Source organism: Pseudomonas sp. FG47, assembly GCF_057809115.1.
The window spans coordinates 55,823-73,936 of the sequence record NZ_JBMDJI010000020.1 but is presented as its reverse complement, the minus strand read 5'-3'; the positions used below and the strand labels follow the sequence as shown (position 1 = coordinate 73,936).

17 protein-coding genes are annotated in these 18,114 nt (G+C 59.8%); 11 read left to right on the top strand and 6 right to left on the bottom strand.

Features of this window, described 5'->3' with window-relative positions:
- The first annotated feature begins 212 nt into the window (after positions 1 to 212).
- Positions 213 to 1,670: a hypothetical protein gene (locus ACODS5_RS16140; protein ID WP_489109118.1), complete on the top strand. Its 1,458-nt coding sequence runs from the start codon at positions 213 to 215 to the stop codon at positions 1,668 to 1,670.
- Positions 1,639 to 2,991, top strand: coding sequence for a hypothetical protein (locus tag ACODS5_RS16135; protein ID WP_489109117.1), 1,353 nt, complete (start codon positions 1,639 to 1,641; stop codon positions 2,989 to 2,991). Before ACODS5_RS16140 ends, ACODS5_RS16135 begins: the two co-directional genes overlap by 32 nt.
- Positions 2,992 to 3,041: 50 nt before the next feature.
- Here the strand turns inward: ACODS5_RS16135 and ACODS5_RS16130 are convergent, their stop codons facing one another.
- Genes ACODS5_RS16130 through ACODS5_RS16120 form a run of 3 tightly spaced genes read right to left on the bottom strand, consistent with a single transcriptional unit; the run spans position 3,042 to position 5,420 of the window.
- Positions 3,042 to 3,836, bottom strand: a complete 795-nt coding sequence (locus ACODS5_RS16130) for a toll/interleukin-1 receptor domain-containing protein (RefSeq protein WP_489109116.1) — start codon at positions 3,834 to 3,836, stop codon at positions 3,042 to 3,044.
- Between the two features lie 56 nt (positions 3,837 to 3,892).
- A complete protein-coding gene (locus ACODS5_RS16125) occupies positions 3,893 to 5,089 on the bottom strand; it encodes a relaxase/mobilization nuclease domain-containing protein (RefSeq protein ID WP_489109115.1) in 1,197 nt (398 codons plus the stop codon).
- A gap of 4 nt (positions 5,090 to 5,093) precedes the next feature.
- A complete protein-coding gene (locus ACODS5_RS16120) occupies positions 5,094 to 5,420 on the bottom strand; it encodes a plasmid mobilization protein (RefSeq protein ID WP_489109114.1) in 327 nt (108 codons plus the stop codon).
- Positions 5,421 to 6,472: 1,052 nt separating this feature from the next.
- On the opposite strand from ACODS5_RS16120, the gene ACODS5_RS16115 reads away from it, so the two are divergent.
- The 5 genes from ACODS5_RS16115 to ACODS5_RS16095 all read left to right on the top strand — a co-directional run bounded on the left by ACODS5_RS16115 (position 6,473) and on the right by ACODS5_RS16095 (position 12,204).
- Positions 6,473 to 7,306 (top strand): aminoglycoside phosphotransferase family protein, encoded by an 834-nt coding sequence (locus ACODS5_RS16115; RefSeq protein ID WP_489109113.1) that lies wholly within the window; start codon positions 6,473 to 6,475, stop codon positions 7,304 to 7,306.
- A gap of 133 nt (positions 7,307 to 7,439) precedes the next feature.
- Positions 7,440 to 7,955 carry a sigma-70 family RNA polymerase sigma factor gene (locus ACODS5_RS16110; RefSeq protein ID WP_489109112.1) on the top strand — a complete coding sequence of 172 codons (516 nt, stop codon included), beginning with the start codon at positions 7,440 to 7,442 and terminating at the stop codon, positions 7,953 to 7,955.
- The gene (locus tag ACODS5_RS16105; protein ID WP_489109111.1) at positions 7,952 to 8,872 is read left to right on the top strand and encodes a FecR domain-containing protein; all 921 of its coding nucleotides are present in this window, start codon (positions 7,952 to 7,954) and stop codon (positions 8,870 to 8,872) included. The genes ACODS5_RS16110 and ACODS5_RS16105 overlap by 4 nt, the downstream gene beginning before the upstream one ends.
- Positions 8,873 to 9,045: 173 nt before the next feature.
- Entirely contained in the window at positions 9,046 to 11,457 is a 2,412-nt protein-coding gene (locus ACODS5_RS16100) for a TonB-dependent siderophore receptor (RefSeq protein ID WP_134692584.1), read from the top strand.
- A gap of 168 nt (positions 11,458 to 11,625) precedes the next feature.
- Positions 11,626 to 12,204, top strand: coding sequence for a hypothetical protein (locus ACODS5_RS16095; RefSeq protein WP_489109110.1), 579 nt, complete (start codon positions 11,626 to 11,628; stop codon positions 12,202 to 12,204).
- A 31-nt stretch (positions 12,205 to 12,235) separates the two neighbouring features.
- On the opposite strand, the gene ACODS5_RS16090 is transcribed toward ACODS5_RS16095, so the two are convergent.
- Positions 12,236 to 12,817: a hypothetical protein gene (locus tag ACODS5_RS16090; RefSeq protein WP_489109109.1), complete on the bottom strand. Its 582-nt coding sequence runs from the start codon at positions 12,815 to 12,817 to the stop codon at positions 12,236 to 12,238.
- A 102-nt stretch (positions 12,818 to 12,919) separates the two neighbouring features.
- Positions 12,920 to 13,360: a hypothetical protein gene (locus tag ACODS5_RS16085; RefSeq protein ID WP_489109108.1), complete on the bottom strand. Its 441-nt coding sequence runs from the start codon at positions 13,358 to 13,360 to the stop codon at positions 12,920 to 12,922.
- A gap of 171 nt (positions 13,361 to 13,531) precedes the next feature.
- On the opposite strand from ACODS5_RS16085, the gene ACODS5_RS16080 reads away from it, so the two are divergent.
- Both ACODS5_RS16080 and ACODS5_RS16075 read left to right on the top strand, forming a co-directional pair.
- Positions 13,532 to 13,807, top strand: coding sequence for a hypothetical protein (locus tag ACODS5_RS16080; RefSeq protein ID WP_489109107.1), 276 nt, complete (start codon positions 13,532 to 13,534; stop codon positions 13,805 to 13,807).
- Positions 13,808 to 13,838: 31 nt separating this feature from the next.
- Positions 13,839 to 15,002, top strand: a complete 1,164-nt coding sequence (locus ACODS5_RS16075) for an AAA family ATPase (protein WP_134692589.1) — start codon at positions 13,839 to 13,841, stop codon at positions 15,000 to 15,002.
- 2 nt (positions 15,003 to 15,004) lie between these two features.
- On the opposite strand, the gene ACODS5_RS16070 is transcribed toward ACODS5_RS16075, so the two are convergent.
- Positions 15,005 to 15,796, bottom strand: coding sequence for a response regulator transcription factor (locus ACODS5_RS16070; RefSeq protein ID WP_134692590.1), 792 nt, complete (start codon positions 15,794 to 15,796; stop codon positions 15,005 to 15,007).
- A 138-nt stretch (positions 15,797 to 15,934) separates the two neighbouring features.
- Between ACODS5_RS16070 and ACODS5_RS16065 the strand changes: the two genes are divergently transcribed.
- Together ACODS5_RS16065 and ACODS5_RS16060 are read left to right on the top strand one after the other, a co-directional pair.
- A complete protein-coding gene (locus tag ACODS5_RS16065; protein WP_134692591.1) occupies positions 15,935 to 17,038 on the top strand; it encodes a polyamine ABC transporter substrate-binding protein in 1,104 nt (367 codons plus the stop codon).
- A gap of 172 nt (positions 17,039 to 17,210) precedes the next feature.
- Complete coding sequence (locus tag ACODS5_RS16060) at positions 17,211 to 18,083, top strand: contractile injection system protein, VgrG/Pvc8 family (RefSeq protein ID WP_134692592.1); 873 nt, start codon at positions 17,211 to 17,213, stop codon at positions 18,081 to 18,083.
- The last annotated feature ends 31 nt before the right edge of the window (positions 18,084 to 18,114 follow it).

Genomic DNA, 18,114 nt, shown 5'->3' with positions numbered 1-18,114 from the left:
CTGTTGATTGCGAATGGTCATGCTGGCCTCAATCCTTACCAGTATTCGATCAAGCGACTTTTACATCTTGTGTCCATTCACAAAGAACGCCTGCGCGATCAGCTGATGACAAGGATCATTGCTGACCACATGAGTCGCATCGCTATTGCCACAGGTGATGGCAAAGAGTTCAAAAATCTAATCGACCAACTTAGCCAAAAAGAAGAATAACAATGGCTGGAAGCACAATTATTCAGCTCGTTCTGCGAGCCCGTGACGATATGTCTAAAGGCCTTGGTAGTGCTACTGCCAAGATCACTGCGCTGATTGCGGCATTTGCGGGCGCTAGCGCGATTAAGGAGACGGTTGGGCAGCTTACTGAGCTTGATGTTGCTGCCAAGCGCCTGCAGGTCAGTGTTGAAGATTTGACTGCTGCGCAGTATGCGGCATTCAAAACATCTGGTGTAGGCGCTGAGCAGTTCGTTGACGCGCTTGAAGAAGTTCGAATCAAAATTGAGGAGATGAACTCAATCCAATCGGGCGGTGCCATTGATTTCTTCCAGATTATGAAGACATCTAGCGCCGAGTTTATGAAGCTGAATCCCCTGGAGCAGTTGCAGAAGATCTCGGATGTCATGAAGGGCATGTCTTCGAGCGCTCAATTTACTTTCCTGGATCAGATTGGCTCTGACAACCTCCGCAATCTTCTTCCGCTCCTGGAAGACGGATCTGGGAAATTCAAGGAGCTGATGGCACATGCTAAGGCTGCTGGATACACGCTCAACAGCTTGGACACGAAGAACGTCGAGCAGCTCAGCCGCACGTTCAACGAGCTCTCTACCTCAGTCTCCACGGGCTTCAAAAAGGCTGTGGCGGATGCTGCCCCAGAGTTCACTGCGCTGATCCAGATGATGCTGCAGGGCACGACTGACGTTAGGACTGGTGTTGACGAGCTTGGCACCTCTGGCCGTCAACAGTTTCGCGGGATCGTGAGTGCAGCGGGCCAGGCATTCGCGGCGTTTGGGCGTGTCGGGGATGCCTTGTATGCGATCTTTTTCGCTATAGCAAAAGGGGCTTCAGATACTGCCGGGGTCTTCGCCCTGGGCTTCGACCAGATACTGACGTACTTGGGCAAGTTCGTGAGCAGTTTTGTCTCGTTCTATCGCAAAGCGTTTGCGGATGTGCTGAGCCTAGTCGGTAACTCGTTTGTGCCAGGTATCCAAGCACTGCTGAACAAAATCCCCGGCAGCCTTGCAAGCTCCATGTCGTCAAGCCTCGACAGCGTCAGGCTCAACATAGATTTGAAAGCAAACAGGGAAATCAGCGACCAGCGTAAAGCCAGCATTGGTGAAGACCTGAAGGTGCTCCAGGCGCAGCTGGCTGCTCAGAAAAAGGTGTTGGGTCAGTCGACTACTGATTCGGAGCGCGGCACGGCACTGGGTGCGATTGCTGATCTTGAAGCGCAGATCACGCTGAAGCGACAAGAGCAGCTGAATCTCACCTCTGCTCTGGCTAACCAGGAAGCCATTTTGCGAGCAGATCGTGCTTCGGCCCTGGCCGACTCGCAGGCTCAAGTCCAGGCGATCAAAGATCAGCTGGAGGTCGATCTTCTCCGCATTCGCGGCTCGGACTACAAAGCTGATTTGCTTGAGATCGAGCGTGACTTCGCTGATACCAAACGCATTCACTGAACGTACGGCCACCGCTCAAAACTTGGGCCTGCGCATTCATAAGGGCGACAGCGATGGCGTGAGTTACGACTACATGTCCATCTCCACCGGTTCACTTGCTGCCAAGGTCGCGCAGCGAGAACTCAGGCCTTTGTCAGTCCCTCTGGCCAGTTGCGTAGTCGAGTGCAATCGCTCGATGTACGACATCGAAATGCTCGACGTTGTCACCCTCGACTGGCCTCCACTGAACGTCCAGGGTTTGGTCATGCGCGTGATGTCTGTCGATGTCGGCAGTCTCAATGACAGCTCCATAAAATTGACCCTCACACAGGACGTTTTCGGTGTTCAAAATACCGTCTACGCGGATGGCGGAGAGCGCACCTGGACAAAGCCAGTGTTCGAGCCGACTGACCCAGTGAGCATCCAAATCGTTGAGGCCCCGACAATCTTCAACGAGACGGCAGGGCTCACAAAAACGGTCATGGTGCTCGCTGAGCAACCAGCTGCTGGCCAGGATTACAAGCTTATTACCCGCCATGGCACAGAGTCTTGGCGTGATCAGGGCGTCTATCCATTCACGCCTGTTTTCCAACTCGCCGAAGCCCTGCCGGCAACACCAGAAACCCTCGCCACAGGCCCCATCGTCAGCGGCGACATCAGCTTGCTCGACAACTACAGCCAGAACGAGAATCGCGAAGCTCTGGGCATCCTGTGCATCAACGGCGAGTGGCTGTCTTACGAGACGTTCACAATCCTTACGGCGACGACTGCTCAGCTCAAAAACGTCCGCCGCGCACTCTTTGGCAGCACCGCAAAAGCTACCGCAGCCGGCACGAAAGTCTGGGCCGTCTCCGAAGGCCATGGCATCACCCTCGGCCAGTTCAATGCCGGCAGTGCGGTGTACCTGAAAACCCTGGTCAAAACTCAAACTCGACGTCAAACCGAGCCCGAAGCAGCTGAAAAAAGCTTTGTCGTCAAAGCCGTGAATGACCAGGTTTTCCCGCCTGCGCGAGTGCTTGTGAATGGGGTTGGTGGGGGTGAGATTTCCGGGGTTGCTGAAGTGTCCTGGAGGTTCAGGAGTGGGGCTGCGCAGGAGGTCGCTTTTTACACTGATGATCGAGACCAGGCGTTTGCAGGCACTGTGTCGATTGCGGTGTATTCGGAATGCGTGAAGGTTGAGCAGGTGGATAATCTGGTCGGGAATACCTGGCGGTTCGATGGGGAGGCCAGTAGCAATGGCGGGGTGTTGCGCGGCGAACTGGAGTTCAGGGTTAGCACGTACCATGCTGGCGTCAGCTCAGATCCGATCGTCGTCAGCGTAACCAGGTCTGTGACGGATTGATTATCGTTGAGGAGAAATAATTAGAATCCCCGCAGCGCGGGGATTTTTGTTTACTGGAGGGTTGTGCGAGGTATTGGCGAGAAGAACGCAGCCTTGGTCTCGTGAAGGACATCCAGCAGCTCCACAGGCGGGCATCCTGGCTTCGGTTTGATGATGAATGTGATTGGGAAGTTTGGGCGAATAGTTCCAGTGAATGGCGCTGCTATCAAACCCGTGGTTCTGCCGATTCCCTCAATCTCAACATTCTGGTGTGGGCCCGAGTGAATGGCAGCGGCGCCGTCAATCCAAACGAAGGCGTCATCCATCTCATTTTTGACCAAAAACATGAATTTGGGGTTGGACTCTTGCAGTAATGCTGCTTTCACTGTGACCTTGAGTTCTTTGCTCGGATCGCCGGCAACCGTGTATGTCAGATTTGAAAAGTCTGAATGCTTCGGTGTGAAATCAGTCTTGCCTGCGATCCGATCCTTGATCTGCTGAATTGTTGACTCGATTCCATTCGTGTACATATCAATGAATAGCCTATGTACAGCGATCGGTGGCATGGGCGCGTCATCAACACGGACTGGGACAAAAGTGATGTTACCTTTGGCCGCTTGGTATAGAGCGCTCTGCCATTCCATCTCGACCATGCCGCTTTTCAAGCTGTTTTCGGTCACGAAGAAAAGAAAGAAGTCCGGGAACGCAAGGCCCTCATTCATCTTGCCGATGATGCTATCGCCCGGCTGGATAGACCAGTCGTCATAGAAAACTGAGTCCTGGCCGTAGATTCTCTTCAGCTCTACAGCAACAGGCTCTACAACTGGCTTGTCTAGGTAGTTATGACTCAAAAATATGGTAGGCATGGCACATCTCCCTGTGTCGAAAGCCGATTCTACACCGGGTGATGGCCAGTTGACTGCTACCGATGCAAGGTGAGTGCTGGGTCGTTTTCCCAGGCCTCCATCAACTCCTGTTCCTGCTCGACCTGGGATAAGGAAGCCCATCCTGAACGCAGTTGGTAGTAGGGCTCGCCAGGCTTTTTGTCTTCAATCTCCCAATTTGCCTGGATGCCGAACAGGGCCAGGATCGCGGCGATGATCAGCTTGATGGTCGCTTCGAGCTCTTGCTGCTGACGCGCCTTGATGCTGAGACGCAGGGGTCGACGATTACGGGCTCTGAGCACGAGATAGAAAATTCGGACTCGCTTCTGGCTTTCTGCGTCTCTTCGAGCAGCCTCTGTCTCAAGAGCTGGAAAGGTTTCGGGGTCATATCTGATTCCTTCTTGTTGTGTGAGTTTTTGGAAAGTGAGCCTTGATCGCTTCAGCTTGCGACCGCTGATGATCGTGCCGTTGTATTCATAGGCGATGCCGGTTGGTTGGCCCTCGGCATTTTTTGTGAAGTGGACGAAGACCCTTTGCCGGCGCAAGAGCTGGATGAGCAAGAACATGTCGCCGCCCTGGGCCTGGCAGGCTTCTACGGCACCAGCGATTTTTGCGATCATCCGGTGCTTTAGGGGAATCGTGCCTTCGCGTTCAGCGGCTTCCAGGGCATTGCGGGAGATGGCTGTTCCCCATGTCTCTGAGGGCGCTGGGGCTTTGCTAAGGCCGAAGTGATCCTCGATCCTGGATGTGCTGTCGCAGCTGCGGGAGCGCTCGTTGCTGTCCTTGACCATTGAGAACTCTTCATCCATGCAGATCCTGTTGGCCACAATATGCACATGTTGGTGGTCAGTATCGCCGTGCAGGACAGCCACCCATTTGTTGTCATCTCCGAACCCAAGATCACGGAGGTACATCTCGACGGTTTCCTGCCACTGGGCATCTGTGAGCTCCTCGCCTGGAGGGAGTGACAGGATTGCGTGCCAAACGGGCTTCACAATTCGATCGCTGTCGATGGCGTTGTTACGGAGCTTCTCAACAACATCGAACTCTGCAATCATTCCCTCGACGTCAATTTTGTCTTTATCATGACCATTGCGAAGCGGATCGGGAGAAAAGCAGTTCCTGCCGACCGTTCGGATTGTGGTGAGTGCGTGCTCATGTTTTCTCAAGCCGAATATATACTCGATTCGATTACGAAATGAGCCAATGCCCTTGTCTGTGATTTTACCAATCATCTTATTATTCCCCGATGCCCATTAGGCGGTTATTAATATCTACAAGCCTCTGAACAACAATCTCGCTGTCTTCGCCTTTGTTAATAAGGCCGACAATACGCTGTAGTTCTAGTGAGAGCTGGATGTGCGACAGTGGAATGCGCACCTTGCCTGCCACCTTCGAGTTGATCAAGAAGTCACGCACGAAGGCCCCTGCAGCTTGATAACCTGCTTCTTCGCACCTGGCTTTGATAATTGCCCGCTCTTTCTCGCTCAAGCGAATGATGAGTGGTTTGCCCCGACGTTTTGAAGCATCAAGAGTTGGCCTGCCTTTTTTATTGTTATTGTCCATCAGCGCAACCTCCGAAGGAGAGTGAGCAGCTTAAATGTCTATCATAGACACAACTGGCCACTCACAAGATCTAGTTTTATTATGCAAATGGAGCAGGGGGTGTTGGAAGTGTTTTATGAAAAAAATCTGACTTAAATGTCGCTAAAAGTGCCTAAAAAGGCAACTCAAGTGCCAGGCCTGGCATCAGAAGTGCCTTAAATGGCTCGATATACTTCTGACTTCGCGATGTGTCAATGCGATATATCATGGCTGTTACTGTGCGTGAGTGCGAGGCGTGTCAGATGTCGCTTTGCTAGTGTGCGAAATCATGAATAGTCGCAGTCAGGGAGAGCGAAATGCCCTCATGTCACTAATCGTGAGTGCGAGATACCTGGGTGTCGCAGTCGACCGCAGTGACCCAAAGCTGGGTTGCACTCATGCTGAGAGGAGCTTGGTGCTTTAGCAGTAACTTATATGGGTAGTGTCAGTCGGCAGTGCCAGGGATTGGACAGACTTTTGGGGGCATTGGCATATCCAGCGACTGGACTGATGCTGAGCTGAGGGAGCGAAAGGGAGTGGTGAGGGGGACGTGAGGGATGCGATGAGTGGTTCTGAAATTGCACACTGAGTGCACACGAGGTAGCGTGGAGGAAGGCTGTGGCCCAGTAAAATCAAGGCCTCTAGAGGATTGTGTCGATCCCATCCATCATCGGCGCCACGGAGAAGCGGCGGGAGGGCTCGGGGCGCGGGGCTGTGGGTGTAACGGCTTGAGAATGCATAAGTGTGCGGGACGAACTCAGCGAAGCCAGGCGGCGGGGCGCTGGCAGGCGATGGGAAGAGTGAATGGTCGCCAGTTTACCAAGCGTGGCAGGATTCGTCCGAACCGATCGACGATAAGGCGTTGTCATGCATCGGCACCAGGGGCCAATTGCCATGCGGCGTTCGACTACTGCCCCGAAATGCCAGGTTACTGGCCCGCGTGGAATGGCGTCCTGCGCTCGGCATGTGGTTCGATCTGTGCTGCAATGCTTCGGTAGCGAACAGTCGTTGGGCATAAGTGAGTAATAGCAGCCATGTTTGAGCAATACCTGAAACGATGGCGGCTGACCGTCGATGGGGAAGCGTTCGTTTCGTTGAACGGCAATCTTCTCCCCGTACGCCAGGGCGACACGCCCGCCATGCTGAAAATCGCCCAATCTCCGGAAGAGAGGGCCGGTAACCAGTTGATGGCCTGGTGGGCAGGCGAGGGTGCGGCGCCCGTGCTGGCTCACGATGACGAAGCGTTGTTGATGGTGCGCGCGCAAGGCTCGGCATCGCTTGCACAGAAGGTCGCAGGTGGCCGGGATGACGAAGCCACTCGCATCCTCTGCGCGGTGCTGGCCCGTCTTCACGCGCCACGCCCGGCATCGCCGCCGGTGCTGGTGCCGCTGGCACAATGGTTCGAAGCACTGTGGGGCGCGGCGGCGGCTCACGGTGGGGTGCTTGAATACAGCGCAAGGGCGGCGAGGGCGCTTTTGGCTGCTCCGCGCGATGTGGTGGTGTTGCACGGTGACATGCATCACGGCAATGTCCTGGATTTCGGGGCGTGCGGTTGGCTTGCCATCGATCCCAAGGGGCTATGCGGCGAGCGAGGTTTCGACTACGCCAATATCCTCTGCAACCCGGACGATGCAAGCGCGCTGGTACCGGGGAGCTTTGCGCGGCGGATAGCGATCATCTCGGACGCTGCCGACCTTGATCGTCACAGGCTCTTGCAATGGGTGCTGGCATGGGCTGGGTTATCGGCAACCTGGATGATCGAGGATGGCCTCGAGCCGGGCAGCAGGCTTGAGGTAGCCAGGCTGGCGGCTGCGGCGCTCGATAGCGGTGTTCATGCTGCCTCTGATTGTCGAAACCCTGGCCTGTAGGGGTATGGCTCACCCACATGGGTTACAAATCAGTTCACGCACGAATTGCGGCATTCCCAATTTGCTCCTCTCTGAGTACACTTGCGATACATTCTTATTTGCATCTGTAAATCTTTCGAGGGGAAGCGGCACGATGTCCACCGTTGCTACCGACGGCGCTGCGCACAAAGGCCTGGAAACGCTCTACCGGGAGCACAACAGCTGGCTTCATGGCTGGCTGCGGCAACGCCTGAACAACGCTGCCGATGCCGCCGACCTGGCCCAGGACACCTTTATCCGGGTACTGCTGGCCCGCACTGCCGCCACCCTCAACCAACCCCGTCACTACCTGGCCACCATCGCCCGGGGCCTGGTTATCGATCTTTACCGCCGGCGCAGCCTGGAAACCGCCTACCTCGACACCCTGGCCCTGCAGCCGGAGCACTACGCGCCTTCCGCCGAAGCCCGCACGGCCATTCTCGATACCTTGATGGCCATCGACCGCATGCTCGATGGCCTCGGCCCGCGTACGCGAGCGATTTTCCTGGCGGTGCAGCTCGATGGTCTGAGCTACGAGAAAGCCGCTGAGCGTCTGGGCGTGTCGGTGAGCACGGTGCGCAAGCACTTGGCGCGCGGGCTGATGCACTGCCTGTTGTTCGAGGACGCATGAAGGCGATTCTCAGCGATGCCGTGGACTGGTACGTGCGCTTGCACGACAGCCACGTCGACGTCGCTACCCACGCCGCCTGGCAGGCCTGGCATGGCGCCGACCCGCGCCATGCCGCGGCCTGGGCGCGGCTGGAGCAGTTGCAGGGTCGGCTGGACAATGCCCCCAGTGGCGCCGCGCACACATTGGCGAGCGCCCGACGCGATCGCCGCCACGCGGTCAAGGCCTTGGCCCTGTTGCTTGGGGTCGGGGTGGTGGGGTGGCAGGGCTACCGGGTTTCGCCCTGGAGTGCCGATTACGCGACGCGTATCGGCGAGCGCCGGCAACTCACCCTGGCCGATGGCACGCGCCTGGACCTCAACACCGACAGCCGTGTGGATATCCACTATGACGCGAGCCAGCGCCTGATCCACCTGCGCCGGGGCGAGATCCTGGTGGAAACCGCCAAGGATCCGCGCCCTCTTAGCGTGCGCACTGGCGAAGGCGAGGTCCTTGCCCTGGGCACGCGCTTCAGCGTGCGCCAGGGCGCCGGGGTGAGCCAGGTCGCGGTGGCCGCCCATGCCGTGCAAGTGCGGCCCAGTGGCACCTCGCAGGTGGTGCGCATCGATAGTGGCTACGGCTTGCAATTCAGTGCTGACGCTGTGGGCCCGCTGCTGCCCTTGGCGCCGGGAGCACAGGCCTGGGCGCAGGGCATGCTGGTCAGCGTCGACTGGCGCCTGGGCGATGTGGTCGAGGCGCTGGCGCGTTACCGCCCCGGTTACCTCGGCTGCGCGCGGGAGGTGGCTGGGCTGCGGCTGTCTGGCGCCTTCAACCTTGACGATACCGATATTGCCCTGGCCAGCCTGGAAGATGCCTTGCCGGTGCGTGCGCGGCGGCTGACCCGTTATTGGGTGCGGTTGGAGTCTGTCGAGGTCGGTTGAAACCGCCATTGCATCGAAGGCAAGCCCGCTGCCACGGCAAACCGCGCTCGCCACTGATTCAACTTTTCGAGAATTTTTCGCATTTGGGGTAGCAGATTTTCTGTCCTGCTTCGGCTCTTCAGGGCGCGCGCATCAGCCGTGCCCAAGCCCACCCAGTACAGGAACCCCTTTTCATGTCCGCACGCCGTACTTCGCTAGCCTGCTGCATTCGCCAGGCGACCCTCGCGCTGAGCCTTTGCGGTACCGCGCTGGCGACCACCACTGCCTGGGCCGCCGCGCAGCGCTACGATATTCCGGCCGGTAGCCTGGCCGCCGCGGTCAGCCAGTTCGCCGCCGCCAGTGGCGTCACCATCAGCTTCAGCCACAGCGAAACCAGCGGGTTGCAGTCGTCCGGGTTGCAAGGCAGCTTCGAGCTCGAGCAAGGCTTCGCTGCCTTGTTGCGGGGCAGTGGCTTGCGCGTGCTGCAGGTGGGGGAGAAGCGCTATGTGCTGGACAAGGTGCAAAGCGGCGATGCCATCGAGCTGGGTGCGACCAGCATCGATGCCACAGGCCTGGGCAGTACCAGTGAAGGCACTGGCAGCTACACCACCGGCGCTGCCAACACCGCCACCGGCTTGCGCCTCTCTGCCCGCGAAACGCCGCAGTCGGTCAGCGTGGTCACTCGCCAGCAGATCGAAGACCAGAACCTCACGGATGTGACCCAGGTCCTGGAGCAGACGCCGGGCGTGGTGGTCGACAGTATGGGGCCGGCGGGTAGCGATGCCAACCACATCTATGTGCGCGGTTTCGAGGTCAGCAGCATCCAGGTCGATGGCCTCAACCGTCCCGACTCCTTCGGCTTTCGCGACGACCTGGCCGACATGGTGTCCTATGACCGGGTGGAGGTCGTCCGTGGGGCCACGGGCCTGATGTCGGGCACCGGCGACCCGGGCGCGACCATCAACCTGATCCGCAAGAAACCGACCTTCGACACCCAGCGCAAGCTGACCCTCAAGGCCGGCTCCTGGGACAGCTACCGCACCGAACTGGATGTGTCTGGCAAGTTGTCGCAGAGCGGCCATGTGCGCGGGCGTTTCGTCGCCTCGACCACCGACAACAAGAGCCACATCGATCGCCAGTCGCTGGAAAAGCAGGTGGCCTATGGGGTGGTTGAATGGGACCTCAGCGACAGCACGATGCTGACCGTGGGCGCGGAATATTCCGAGATGGACAACGACGGGGCCGGCAACCATGGCTTCCCGCTGTTCAATACCGATGGCAGCCACTTCAAGCCGTCGCGCTCGTTCAACTCGGCGGCGGACTGGAGCTACCACAAGCGCCGCAGCAAAACCCTGTTCACCACCCTGGAGCACCAGCTGGACAACGGCTGGCAGCTGAAGCTGAACGCCGAACACAGTCGCCGCCACTATGACGACACCTTCGCCACTGCCGCCGCCGGTACCGTCAACCCCGACGGCAGTGGCCTGAAGACCTGGAGTGGACGCTGGGCTGGCGACCCGCGGCAGACCTCGTTCGATCTGTCGGCTGCCGGCCCGTTCGAGCTGTTTTCCCGGGAACACCAGGGCTATCTTGGGGCCAGCCACTATCAGGCGTACTACCGTAACCCCGGTTACCACCTGTGGACGAGCCAGGCTATCGACAATATCCATACCTGGGACGGCTCGCTGGCGATCCCGGATGCCATCTACAACAAGACCACCGAAGATGCCCTGGATGAAACCCAGGACGGCCTGGTGGCCTCGGTGCGCTGGAGCCTGACCGACGACCTGTCGCTGATCACCGGCGCGCGGGTGATCGACTGGAAGCGCGACGAGAGCCATACCACCCTGGCCACAGGCGCCACCACGCGCACCTCGCGTAGCGAGAGCGGGGTGGTCACGCCGTACCTGGGGCTGGTCTATGACATCGACGAGCACTGGTCGGCCTATGCCAGCTACACCACCATCTTCAAGCCACAAAGCAAGCAGGATGCCACGGGGGGCTATCTTGAGCCGCTGGAGGGCGTGAACTATGAGTTGGGGGTCAAGGGCGAGTTCTGGGACAAGCGCCTGACCACCGGGCTGAGTGTCTTCGAAGTGCAACAGGACAATCTCGCGGTGGCTGACGGTGACAAGCTGGCGCCAGACGGCAACCAAGCCTTCCGCGCCGAGTCTGGCACCACGACCCGTGGTTTCGAGATGGAAATGGCCGGGCAGATCCTGCCCGATTGGCAGGTCTCCGCCAGCTACACCTATGCCCAGGCCGAAGACTCCGACGGCAAGCGCCTGCTCACCGAAGTGCCGCGCGATACCTTCAAGCTGTTCACCAGCTATCGCCTGCAATCCTTGCCGCAACTGAAAATTGGCGGTGGGGTGCGCTGGCAGGGCATGGAGTACAAGAAGGACGCTGGGCCGCATGGCGAAACCTTCAGCCAGGGCGCCTACAGCGTGGTCGATGCGATGGCGCAGTATGCGTTCACGCCGCAAACCAGCGTGTCGCTGAACCTCAACAACCTGTTCGACGAGAAGTACTACACCGCGATCGGCGCGCGTGGCTGGTACGGCACCCCGCGCAGCGCCACGGCCACCTTGGTCTACGCGTTCTAGCACCGGCCCATCCAGCGCCTCGCAGGGGCTGTAAAGCACGGTTTCTGGCTCCGGGCAATAGCTGATAGTGGCTATGGGAGCGGCGCTGGGTGGGTTGCTATGCTGCATTGGGTCTGGGCACGGGGATGCCCCAGCGCTGGCAAGCGCTGCCAATACAAGGAGGTTCACATGCAGATCACATTACCCTTGAGTGTCAGCGACTGGAGATACAAGACGGCCAGCGGTGGCGGGCTGACCGTGATGTGCGCCGCTGGCACCGCGGGTTTGCTGACCCTGACCGATCCCAGCAAGGTCGAGCAGCAGTTCCGCTACGGCTCGCTTGGCCTTGGCGCGGGCGCTGGCGCGCGTCTGCCGCGTATCGGCAAGATCAACTTGCAGGTGCGGGGGCGCAGCGTTGGCGTGGCGGGGGCGAACGAAGACTTCCCGGCGATCGGTGCGGTGCTGGTGGCGGACTCGGTCGCTGCGCGCGGAGGCTTGACGCGTGACGACTTCAAGGGCGGCTGTGTGTTCTTCGAGGCCGGCTTGGGCCTGGTCGGCGGTGGTGCTGGCTCAGGCGTCTTGTTCGGCCTCGACCCCAAGCTGCTGATCCTGGGGACTGCGGCGCTGGGTACCAGCGGGGCAATCCCGCCCTTGGAAATCTATCCGCGCCTGTTGCGCTCGGCCAAGGGCGTGATCTTTTCGCTGGGGTTCAACGCTGGGGTGCAGGCCGGCGGCGGGGCCACATTGACCGTGGGCGGGCTGTTCTGAGAACAGCCGCGAGCGGATTGAAAGCCGCCAATCACTCCGGCGGTAGCGTCAAGCCAAAGCATGCCAGCGCCAGCAGCGCGGCCCCCAGCACGATGAATACATAGTTGAGCGCCGTGAAACGGGCGTTGCTTTGGCCCTGCGGGTCACCTGCGGCGGCGTTCAGGCCCTGCTGGCCGAGCCAGGTGATCCAGCCCATGACCGGAAGCATTGCCAGGCTGACGGCATCCAGCATCGGGTAGCCGATATTCTTGCGCACCAGGCTGTCGATGATATTGCTGATGATCAGCATCACCACGAACAGGGTCGCCAGGCTGCGGTGCGGCCAGTGAATGTCGCGGCCATCGCGCTTGAGACGGGCATCGGCCGCGCGGTACAGCGCATGGGTGAAGAAAATGGCGAAGATCGCCCGGGCGACCGGCCACAGGTTTTCACCGCTGCTGAGCTTGTACTGCTTCCAGTTCTTGTAGGCCCAGTACAACTGGTAAAGGCTGAAGGTGAGAATGAACAGGGTGAGGAACTTGCCGCGAGAAACCACGTAGAAAGGCGCTTGTTCGGCTTCTTGCGTGGGGAAGGTGCGCTCTGTTTGCGGCGCGTTGTAGAAGGTGTCAGACACGGGCTCTCCTTGGGTGGTCTGCAAAGGGGGCGCCACGTTAACCTAGTCTGTACGGTAAAACCATGCAGGCCTGCGCGCATGAGCGCCCGGATCAGGATGGGGTCATTTGCCAAAGGCGCTGGCCGCACTGTTGATGGCAACAAAAAGCCCAATGATCGAAGCAAGATAAATGCCCAGCACGAGTAGTACAGATTCGAAAAGGGCGAGTTTGCACTGCCTGACGAGGAACAGGGCGCAACTTTTGAACCGTGCTCCGCGCGGCATGTCCGGCAAACTTGCCTTGTGCGCGTGAAAACCGGCGGCTTCATCGTGGATGAAGGCGGCGAAGAACGGCTTCAAGTTGGCGATGACGGCCAGCCCCAGGATCGCGCTCAACACCGACAGCACAAAGATCAACACCCATCCATCGGCACTTCTGTGGGTATCGAAGGCGTGTCCGGCTTTGTATGCCAGCAAGGCAATGAAACTGGTGATGATGAACTGTATGGACAGGTTTCGTAAAAGCTCAAGGAAGGGTTTTTGTCCTTTGCCCAGTACCCACATGCGTTCTGCTCCCTGTACGTTCCGCCCGGCAATGAGAGGGCAGTTGCGGGGGAACAATATCGCTGATGAACAGGCCCTGTCCATGCAAGGCAGAGGCTTGGCGTACTGGCTCCGGGCGCTCTAGCGCAAGTCACGCTGGTATTCGTGTCGATGGGGCGGCTGTAGTGCATCGTGATCAAGAGCTGCAAGGTCCACAGCATGCGCGCGGGCCTGGCGGTCTATGCCGGCCTGGTGTCGCTCGAGACGCTGGCGGCGTTGATTACAGGGTTGGGCGGGCTGTTCACCCTGGCCAGGGTGCTGCATGCATCGACCTGCCTGGCGCAACGGCAGCGGTGGCGTACCCATGAGTCATGGCGTGGTTGCCCGGTGGTTGCTCGGGTTGGCGGGTTGGATCACCGTGCAGGTGTGGCAACCGTGACTTTACATGGAATTATTCCACGCCAATAATTATTGGCAACGAATAATTTGGGGTAATCCAATGGCTGACATCTTCCTGCGCCCTGAACTGGCCGCCGACATGGCGCGACAGCTGCTCGAGCCGTCCGCGTTGGATATCGGCCTGCGCTCCGGGTTATTCCTGTCTGGCCTACGGCGCACGGGCAAGACCACTTTCCTCAAGAACGACCTGATCCCCGCGCTGGAGACCAGGGGCGCGCTGGTGATCTACGTCGACCTGTGGAGCGATACCCAGACCAGCCCGGTCAAGTTGGTGCTGGCCGCCGTGCGCAAGGCCCTGCACGAACTGCAGACCCCTGCCTCGTCGTTCATGCAGCGGCTACGGGCCCTGCGCGGCGCCGAGGTGGAACTGGCCGGCTTCAAGTTCGGTTTCAACCTCGACACCCTGGGCGAAGCGGGCGGCGTGACGCTGGCCCAGGCGTTGGGCGAGGTGGTGGACCAGGCCAAGGCCAATGTGGTGTTGATCGTCGACGAAGTGCAGCACGCCATCACCACCGAGGACGGCCAGCAGATGATGCTGGCGCTCAAGGCCGCGCGTGACGCCATCAACCCGCGGCCAGCCCCGGCGGGGCATTTCCTGTTCATCGGCACCGGCTCGCACCGGGCGATGGTCAACGAACTGACTGCTCGGCGTAACCAGGCGTTCGCCGGCGCGACCAACGTGGCCTACCCGGTGCTGGGCGAGGACTATGTCGCGTTCTGGCTCGAACGGCTTGCGGCCGATGGCCTGGATAACCTACCGTCGCTGGCGGTGGCGAGCGAGGCGTTCGCCACCCTGGGCAGCCGGCCCGAGGAATTCATCCGTGCCTTGCGCCAGTTGATTCATTCGCCAAGCCTGAGCTCCGGCGCGGATCTGGTGCTGCCAGTGATCGCGGCCACCCTGCGTTCGGCGGCGGCGGACCTGGAGCTGATGAAGGTCGAGGAGCTGGGTGTGCTGGCCCAGGCCATCTTCGCCCGCATCGCCTCGGTAGATGGCGAGACCCGCGGGGTGTTTTCCAGCGAGGCGGCGGCGGAGTATTCGAGGTTCGTCGGGCGCGAGGTGCGCGTGGAGGAGGTGCAGCCGGTGGCCAATGACCTGCTGGCCGCCAACCTGATCATCCGCCGCGGGCATGGCCTGTACGGCGTCACCGATCCGTTCGTGCAGGAGATCTGGCGCGAGCGCCAGGCCCTGCTGGGCAAGCGCTGAGGTCAACTGGCCGGGTGCGTTTCCTGCCTGGCCATGAAGAAGCGGGCAAACAGCTCCGACTGCGACTTGATGTTCAACTTCGCGTAGAGGTTGCGCCGGTGGACCTTGATGGTTTCCGTCGACAATGACAGCTTGCCGGCGATTTCCTTGTTGGAAAAACCACTGAGCAACAAGCGCAACACATCGCTTTCGCGGGTGGTGATCTGGGTGCCGAGCTGGGCGAGTGTTGCTTGCCAGGGCGGCGGTTCACCGAGGTTCTTCTCGCCATCGACTTCAAAGTTCATGCGCTGGCGCATGAGCGCGGTCACCCAGGGCTTGATCAGGTCGAGCACGGTGATCTGCTCCTGGCTGAAGCGGGTCTTGCTGCCAATGGACAGGCACAGGGTTCTGTCCGCGTCGAGCTGGACGTTGTACTGCGCTTCGTCGGTGGAAATATATTGGGCGAAATACTGGTGGTAGTACTCGGTGTCGAGAAAGTATTCCGGGGCGATATCCAGCAGGTGGAAAAAGCCGCTCTGCGGCTGCTCGCGGTTGGCGATGTAGAACGGGTCGAGCAGGTACAGCCCCTTCACGTAGCGATGAATGAGCGCATCGACCTCTTGCGCATCCGCCACTTCGGGAAAGCTCACCACTTCCACTTGCTGGTGGCTGAAGATCAGCACCACCCAGTTGTCGATCTGCACGTACTCGTTCAAGACCCGCACCAGTGAACTCCAGAATGCGGGGCGGTCCAGTTGCAGGATGAGTTTGCCGATCGATCGGTGCCAGGCCAGTCCATGTAGGTCGAACGGCATTTTCTACCCCTTTTGGGTTAGGGAGTCGTGGGTCAGGGCTAAGTATTCTTGGGTATTTACTCTGCGAGCATGCCCGGTATAGTCGCTGTCTGGGCCCAGGAAGGGCCAGAAGATACATGCTTTGGATAAGGATGTTGCATGAGAAGATCACGTTTGCGAACCCTTTTTGCGGCTTCGCTGCTCGGTACGGCCATCAGCACCACGGCCGCCGCCGCGCAGCCGGCGATGCACCTGTACAACTGGTTCGGGCTGCTCGCGCCAGAGACCCCCAAGGCCTTCGAGCAGGAAACCGGCACCCGCGTGCACATGGATGCCTTCGACAGTGCCGACATCATGCAGAGCAAGGTGATGGCCGGGCGCACCGGCTATGACGTGGTGGTGGCCACCTCCAATGTGCTGCCCAGCCTGATCCAGGCCGGCGTGCTGCAACCGCTGGACCGCGAGCAACTGGGCAACCTCGCGCATATCGACCCCGATATCCTCGCCCAGCTGGCGGTCAACGACCCCGGCAACCGCTACGCGGTGCCTTACCTGTGGGGCACCACCGGCATCGGCTACGACGTCGACAAGGTCAAGTCGGCCCTGGGCGACCAGGCGCCGGTGGATAGCTGGGACCTGATCTTCAAGGAAGAGAACATCAGCAAGCTGAAGTCGTGCGGCGTGGCCATGCTCGACTCGCCCAGCGAGATCATCTCGATTGCCCTGAACTACCTCGGCCTGCCCAGCAACAGCACTAACCCGGAGGATTACCAGAAGGCCCAAGCGCTGCTGCTGAAAATCCGCCCCTACGTGCTGTATTTCGACTCATCGCGCATCGACACCGACATGGCCGACGGCAATATCTGCGCGGTGGTGGGTTGGGCCAACGGCGCGCTGGCCGCGCAGGCGCTCAACGAGAAGAACAACACCGGGCGCAGGATCAGCTACAGCCTGCCGCGCGAAGGCGCGCTGGTGTGGTCGGAAAACCTGGTGTTGCTCAAGGATGCGCCGCATCCCAAGGAAGGCATGGCGTTCATCAACTACATGATGCGCCCGGAAGTGATCGCCAAGACCTCCAACCACACGCTGTACCCCAACGCCAACAAGGACGCCACCCAGTTCGTCGAGCAGGTGCTGCGGGACAACCCGTGGATCTACCCCGACAAGAAGACGGTCGCCACGCTGATTCCGCTCGAGCCGCTGCCGTTGAAGCTGGAGCGGATCCGTACCCGGGTCTGGACCAAGGTCAAGAGCGGCGTTTGAGCTGAGCCCAGGTGCCAGCAGCTGCTCGAGGCCGGTATGGCCCGGGCAGCGCGTGCGCGGCCTGTTGATTCAAGCATTCCGTGAAGCATCGCCCCTCGGCGCCCGGCTGTCCTGCGCGGCGGGGTGCTGGTTTCGCGTGCTTCACCCATCTTATGCAGGAGGAGAACAGCGGATGTTCAGCCCAGCCCATAAGACCCACTTGAGTTTGACCATCGAAGGTGTGGCGCATGCTTTCCAGGTGCTTGGCTACACCGGGGAAGAGGTGGCCAACAGGCCGTACTTCTTCAACCTGGAGCTGGCCAGCGAGTGGCCAGAGGCGAAGCTGCAAGGCTATGTCGACCGCGCGGCGTATTTCAGCTTTGACCCGCGTGGCCAGGGCATTCACGGACGGATCTACCATATCGCGCAACGTCCTCGGGGGGCGCGTTCGACACGCTACCACTTGGCCCTCGTGCCGCACTTGTCCTATTTGCGCCACCGTATCAACCGCAGGATCTATCAACGGCTGTCGGTGCCGAAGATCGTCGCCTTGATCCTGGAGGAGCACGGTATCGTCGGTGATGCTTATCGCTTCGAGCTCGGCGCGTGCTACCCCGAGCTGGACTACTGCACCCAGTATGACGAGACCGATCTGCATTTCATGCAGCGCTTGTGCGAGCAAGCAGGTATCCGTTTTTATTTCCAGCACAGCCCCCAGGGCCATGTGCTGGTGTTGGCCGATGGCCAGGCGGTGTTGCCGTGGGGCGTGCTTTACCGCCCGCCGGTGGTGCACAGCAAGCCCCAGGTGCCGGATGGGCAGACCGCCGTGGTGCTGGCGTTGGAGGATGAAGTGGCCCGCAGGGAGAGGGGCCTGGCAAGGGTCAAGGTGCAGTTGCCCTGGGACCCCGATGGCTGGTTCGATGACAAGAGCAGTTGCTGGCTGCCAGTGGCGACCGATTGGCAGTGCGCAACCCCGCAGTTGCAGGTGGGCATGGGGGTGGTGGTTACCTTTGTCGATAATGATCCGGATCAGCCATTGGTGACGGGGTGTTTGTGTTGTGGTTGACGGCCTTGGGGCTATGGTCTGCATCGAGGCG

Coding starts and splice junctions, on each gene's coding strand:
- ACODS5_RS16125 (WP_489109115.1), bottom strand. CDS start 5,089: ATGATTGGTAAAATCACAGACAAGGGCATTGGCTCATTTCGTAATCGA.
- ACODS5_RS16110 (WP_489109112.1), top strand. CDS start 7,440: ATGTCCACCGTTGCTACCGACGGCGCTGCGCACAAAGGCCTGGAAACG.
- ACODS5_RS16105 (WP_489109111.1), top strand. CDS start 7,952: ATGAAGGCGATTCTCAGCGATGCCGTGGACTGGTACGTGCGCTTGCAC.
- ACODS5_RS16115 (WP_489109113.1), top strand. CDS start 6,473: ATGTTTGAGCAATACCTGAAACGATGGCGGCTGACCGTCGATGGGGAA.
- ACODS5_RS16065 (WP_134692591.1), top strand. CDS start 15,935: ATGAGAAGATCACGTTTGCGAACCCTTTTTGCGGCTTCGCTGCTCGGT.
- ACODS5_RS16130 (WP_489109116.1), bottom strand. CDS start 3,836: ATGCCTACCATATTTTTGAGTCATAACTACCTAGACAAGCCAGTTGTA.
- ACODS5_RS16070 (WP_134692590.1), bottom strand. CDS start 15,796: ATGCCGTTCGACCTACATGGACTGGCCTGGCACCGATCGATCGGCAAA.
- ACODS5_RS16100 (WP_134692584.1), top strand. CDS start 9,046: ATGTCCGCACGCCGTACTTCGCTAGCCTGCTGCATTCGCCAGGCGACC.
- ACODS5_RS16120 (WP_489109114.1), bottom strand. CDS start 5,420: ATGGACAATAACAATAAAAAAGGCAGGCCAACTCTTGATGCTTCAAAA.
- ACODS5_RS16060 (WP_134692592.1), top strand. CDS start 17,211: ATGTTCAGCCCAGCCCATAAGACCCACTTGAGTTTGACCATCGAAGGT.
- ACODS5_RS16075 (WP_134692589.1), top strand. CDS start 13,839: ATGGCTGACATCTTCCTGCGCCCTGAACTGGCCGCCGACATGGCGCGA.
- ACODS5_RS16140 (WP_489109118.1), top strand. CDS start 213: ATGGCTGGAAGCACAATTATTCAGCTCGTTCTGCGAGCCCGTGACGAT.
- ACODS5_RS16085 (WP_489109108.1), bottom strand. CDS start 13,360: ATGTGGGTACTGGGCAAAGGACAAAAACCCTTCCTTGAGCTTTTACGA.
- ACODS5_RS16095 (WP_489109110.1), top strand. CDS start 11,626: ATGCAGATCACATTACCCTTGAGTGTCAGCGACTGGAGATACAAGACG.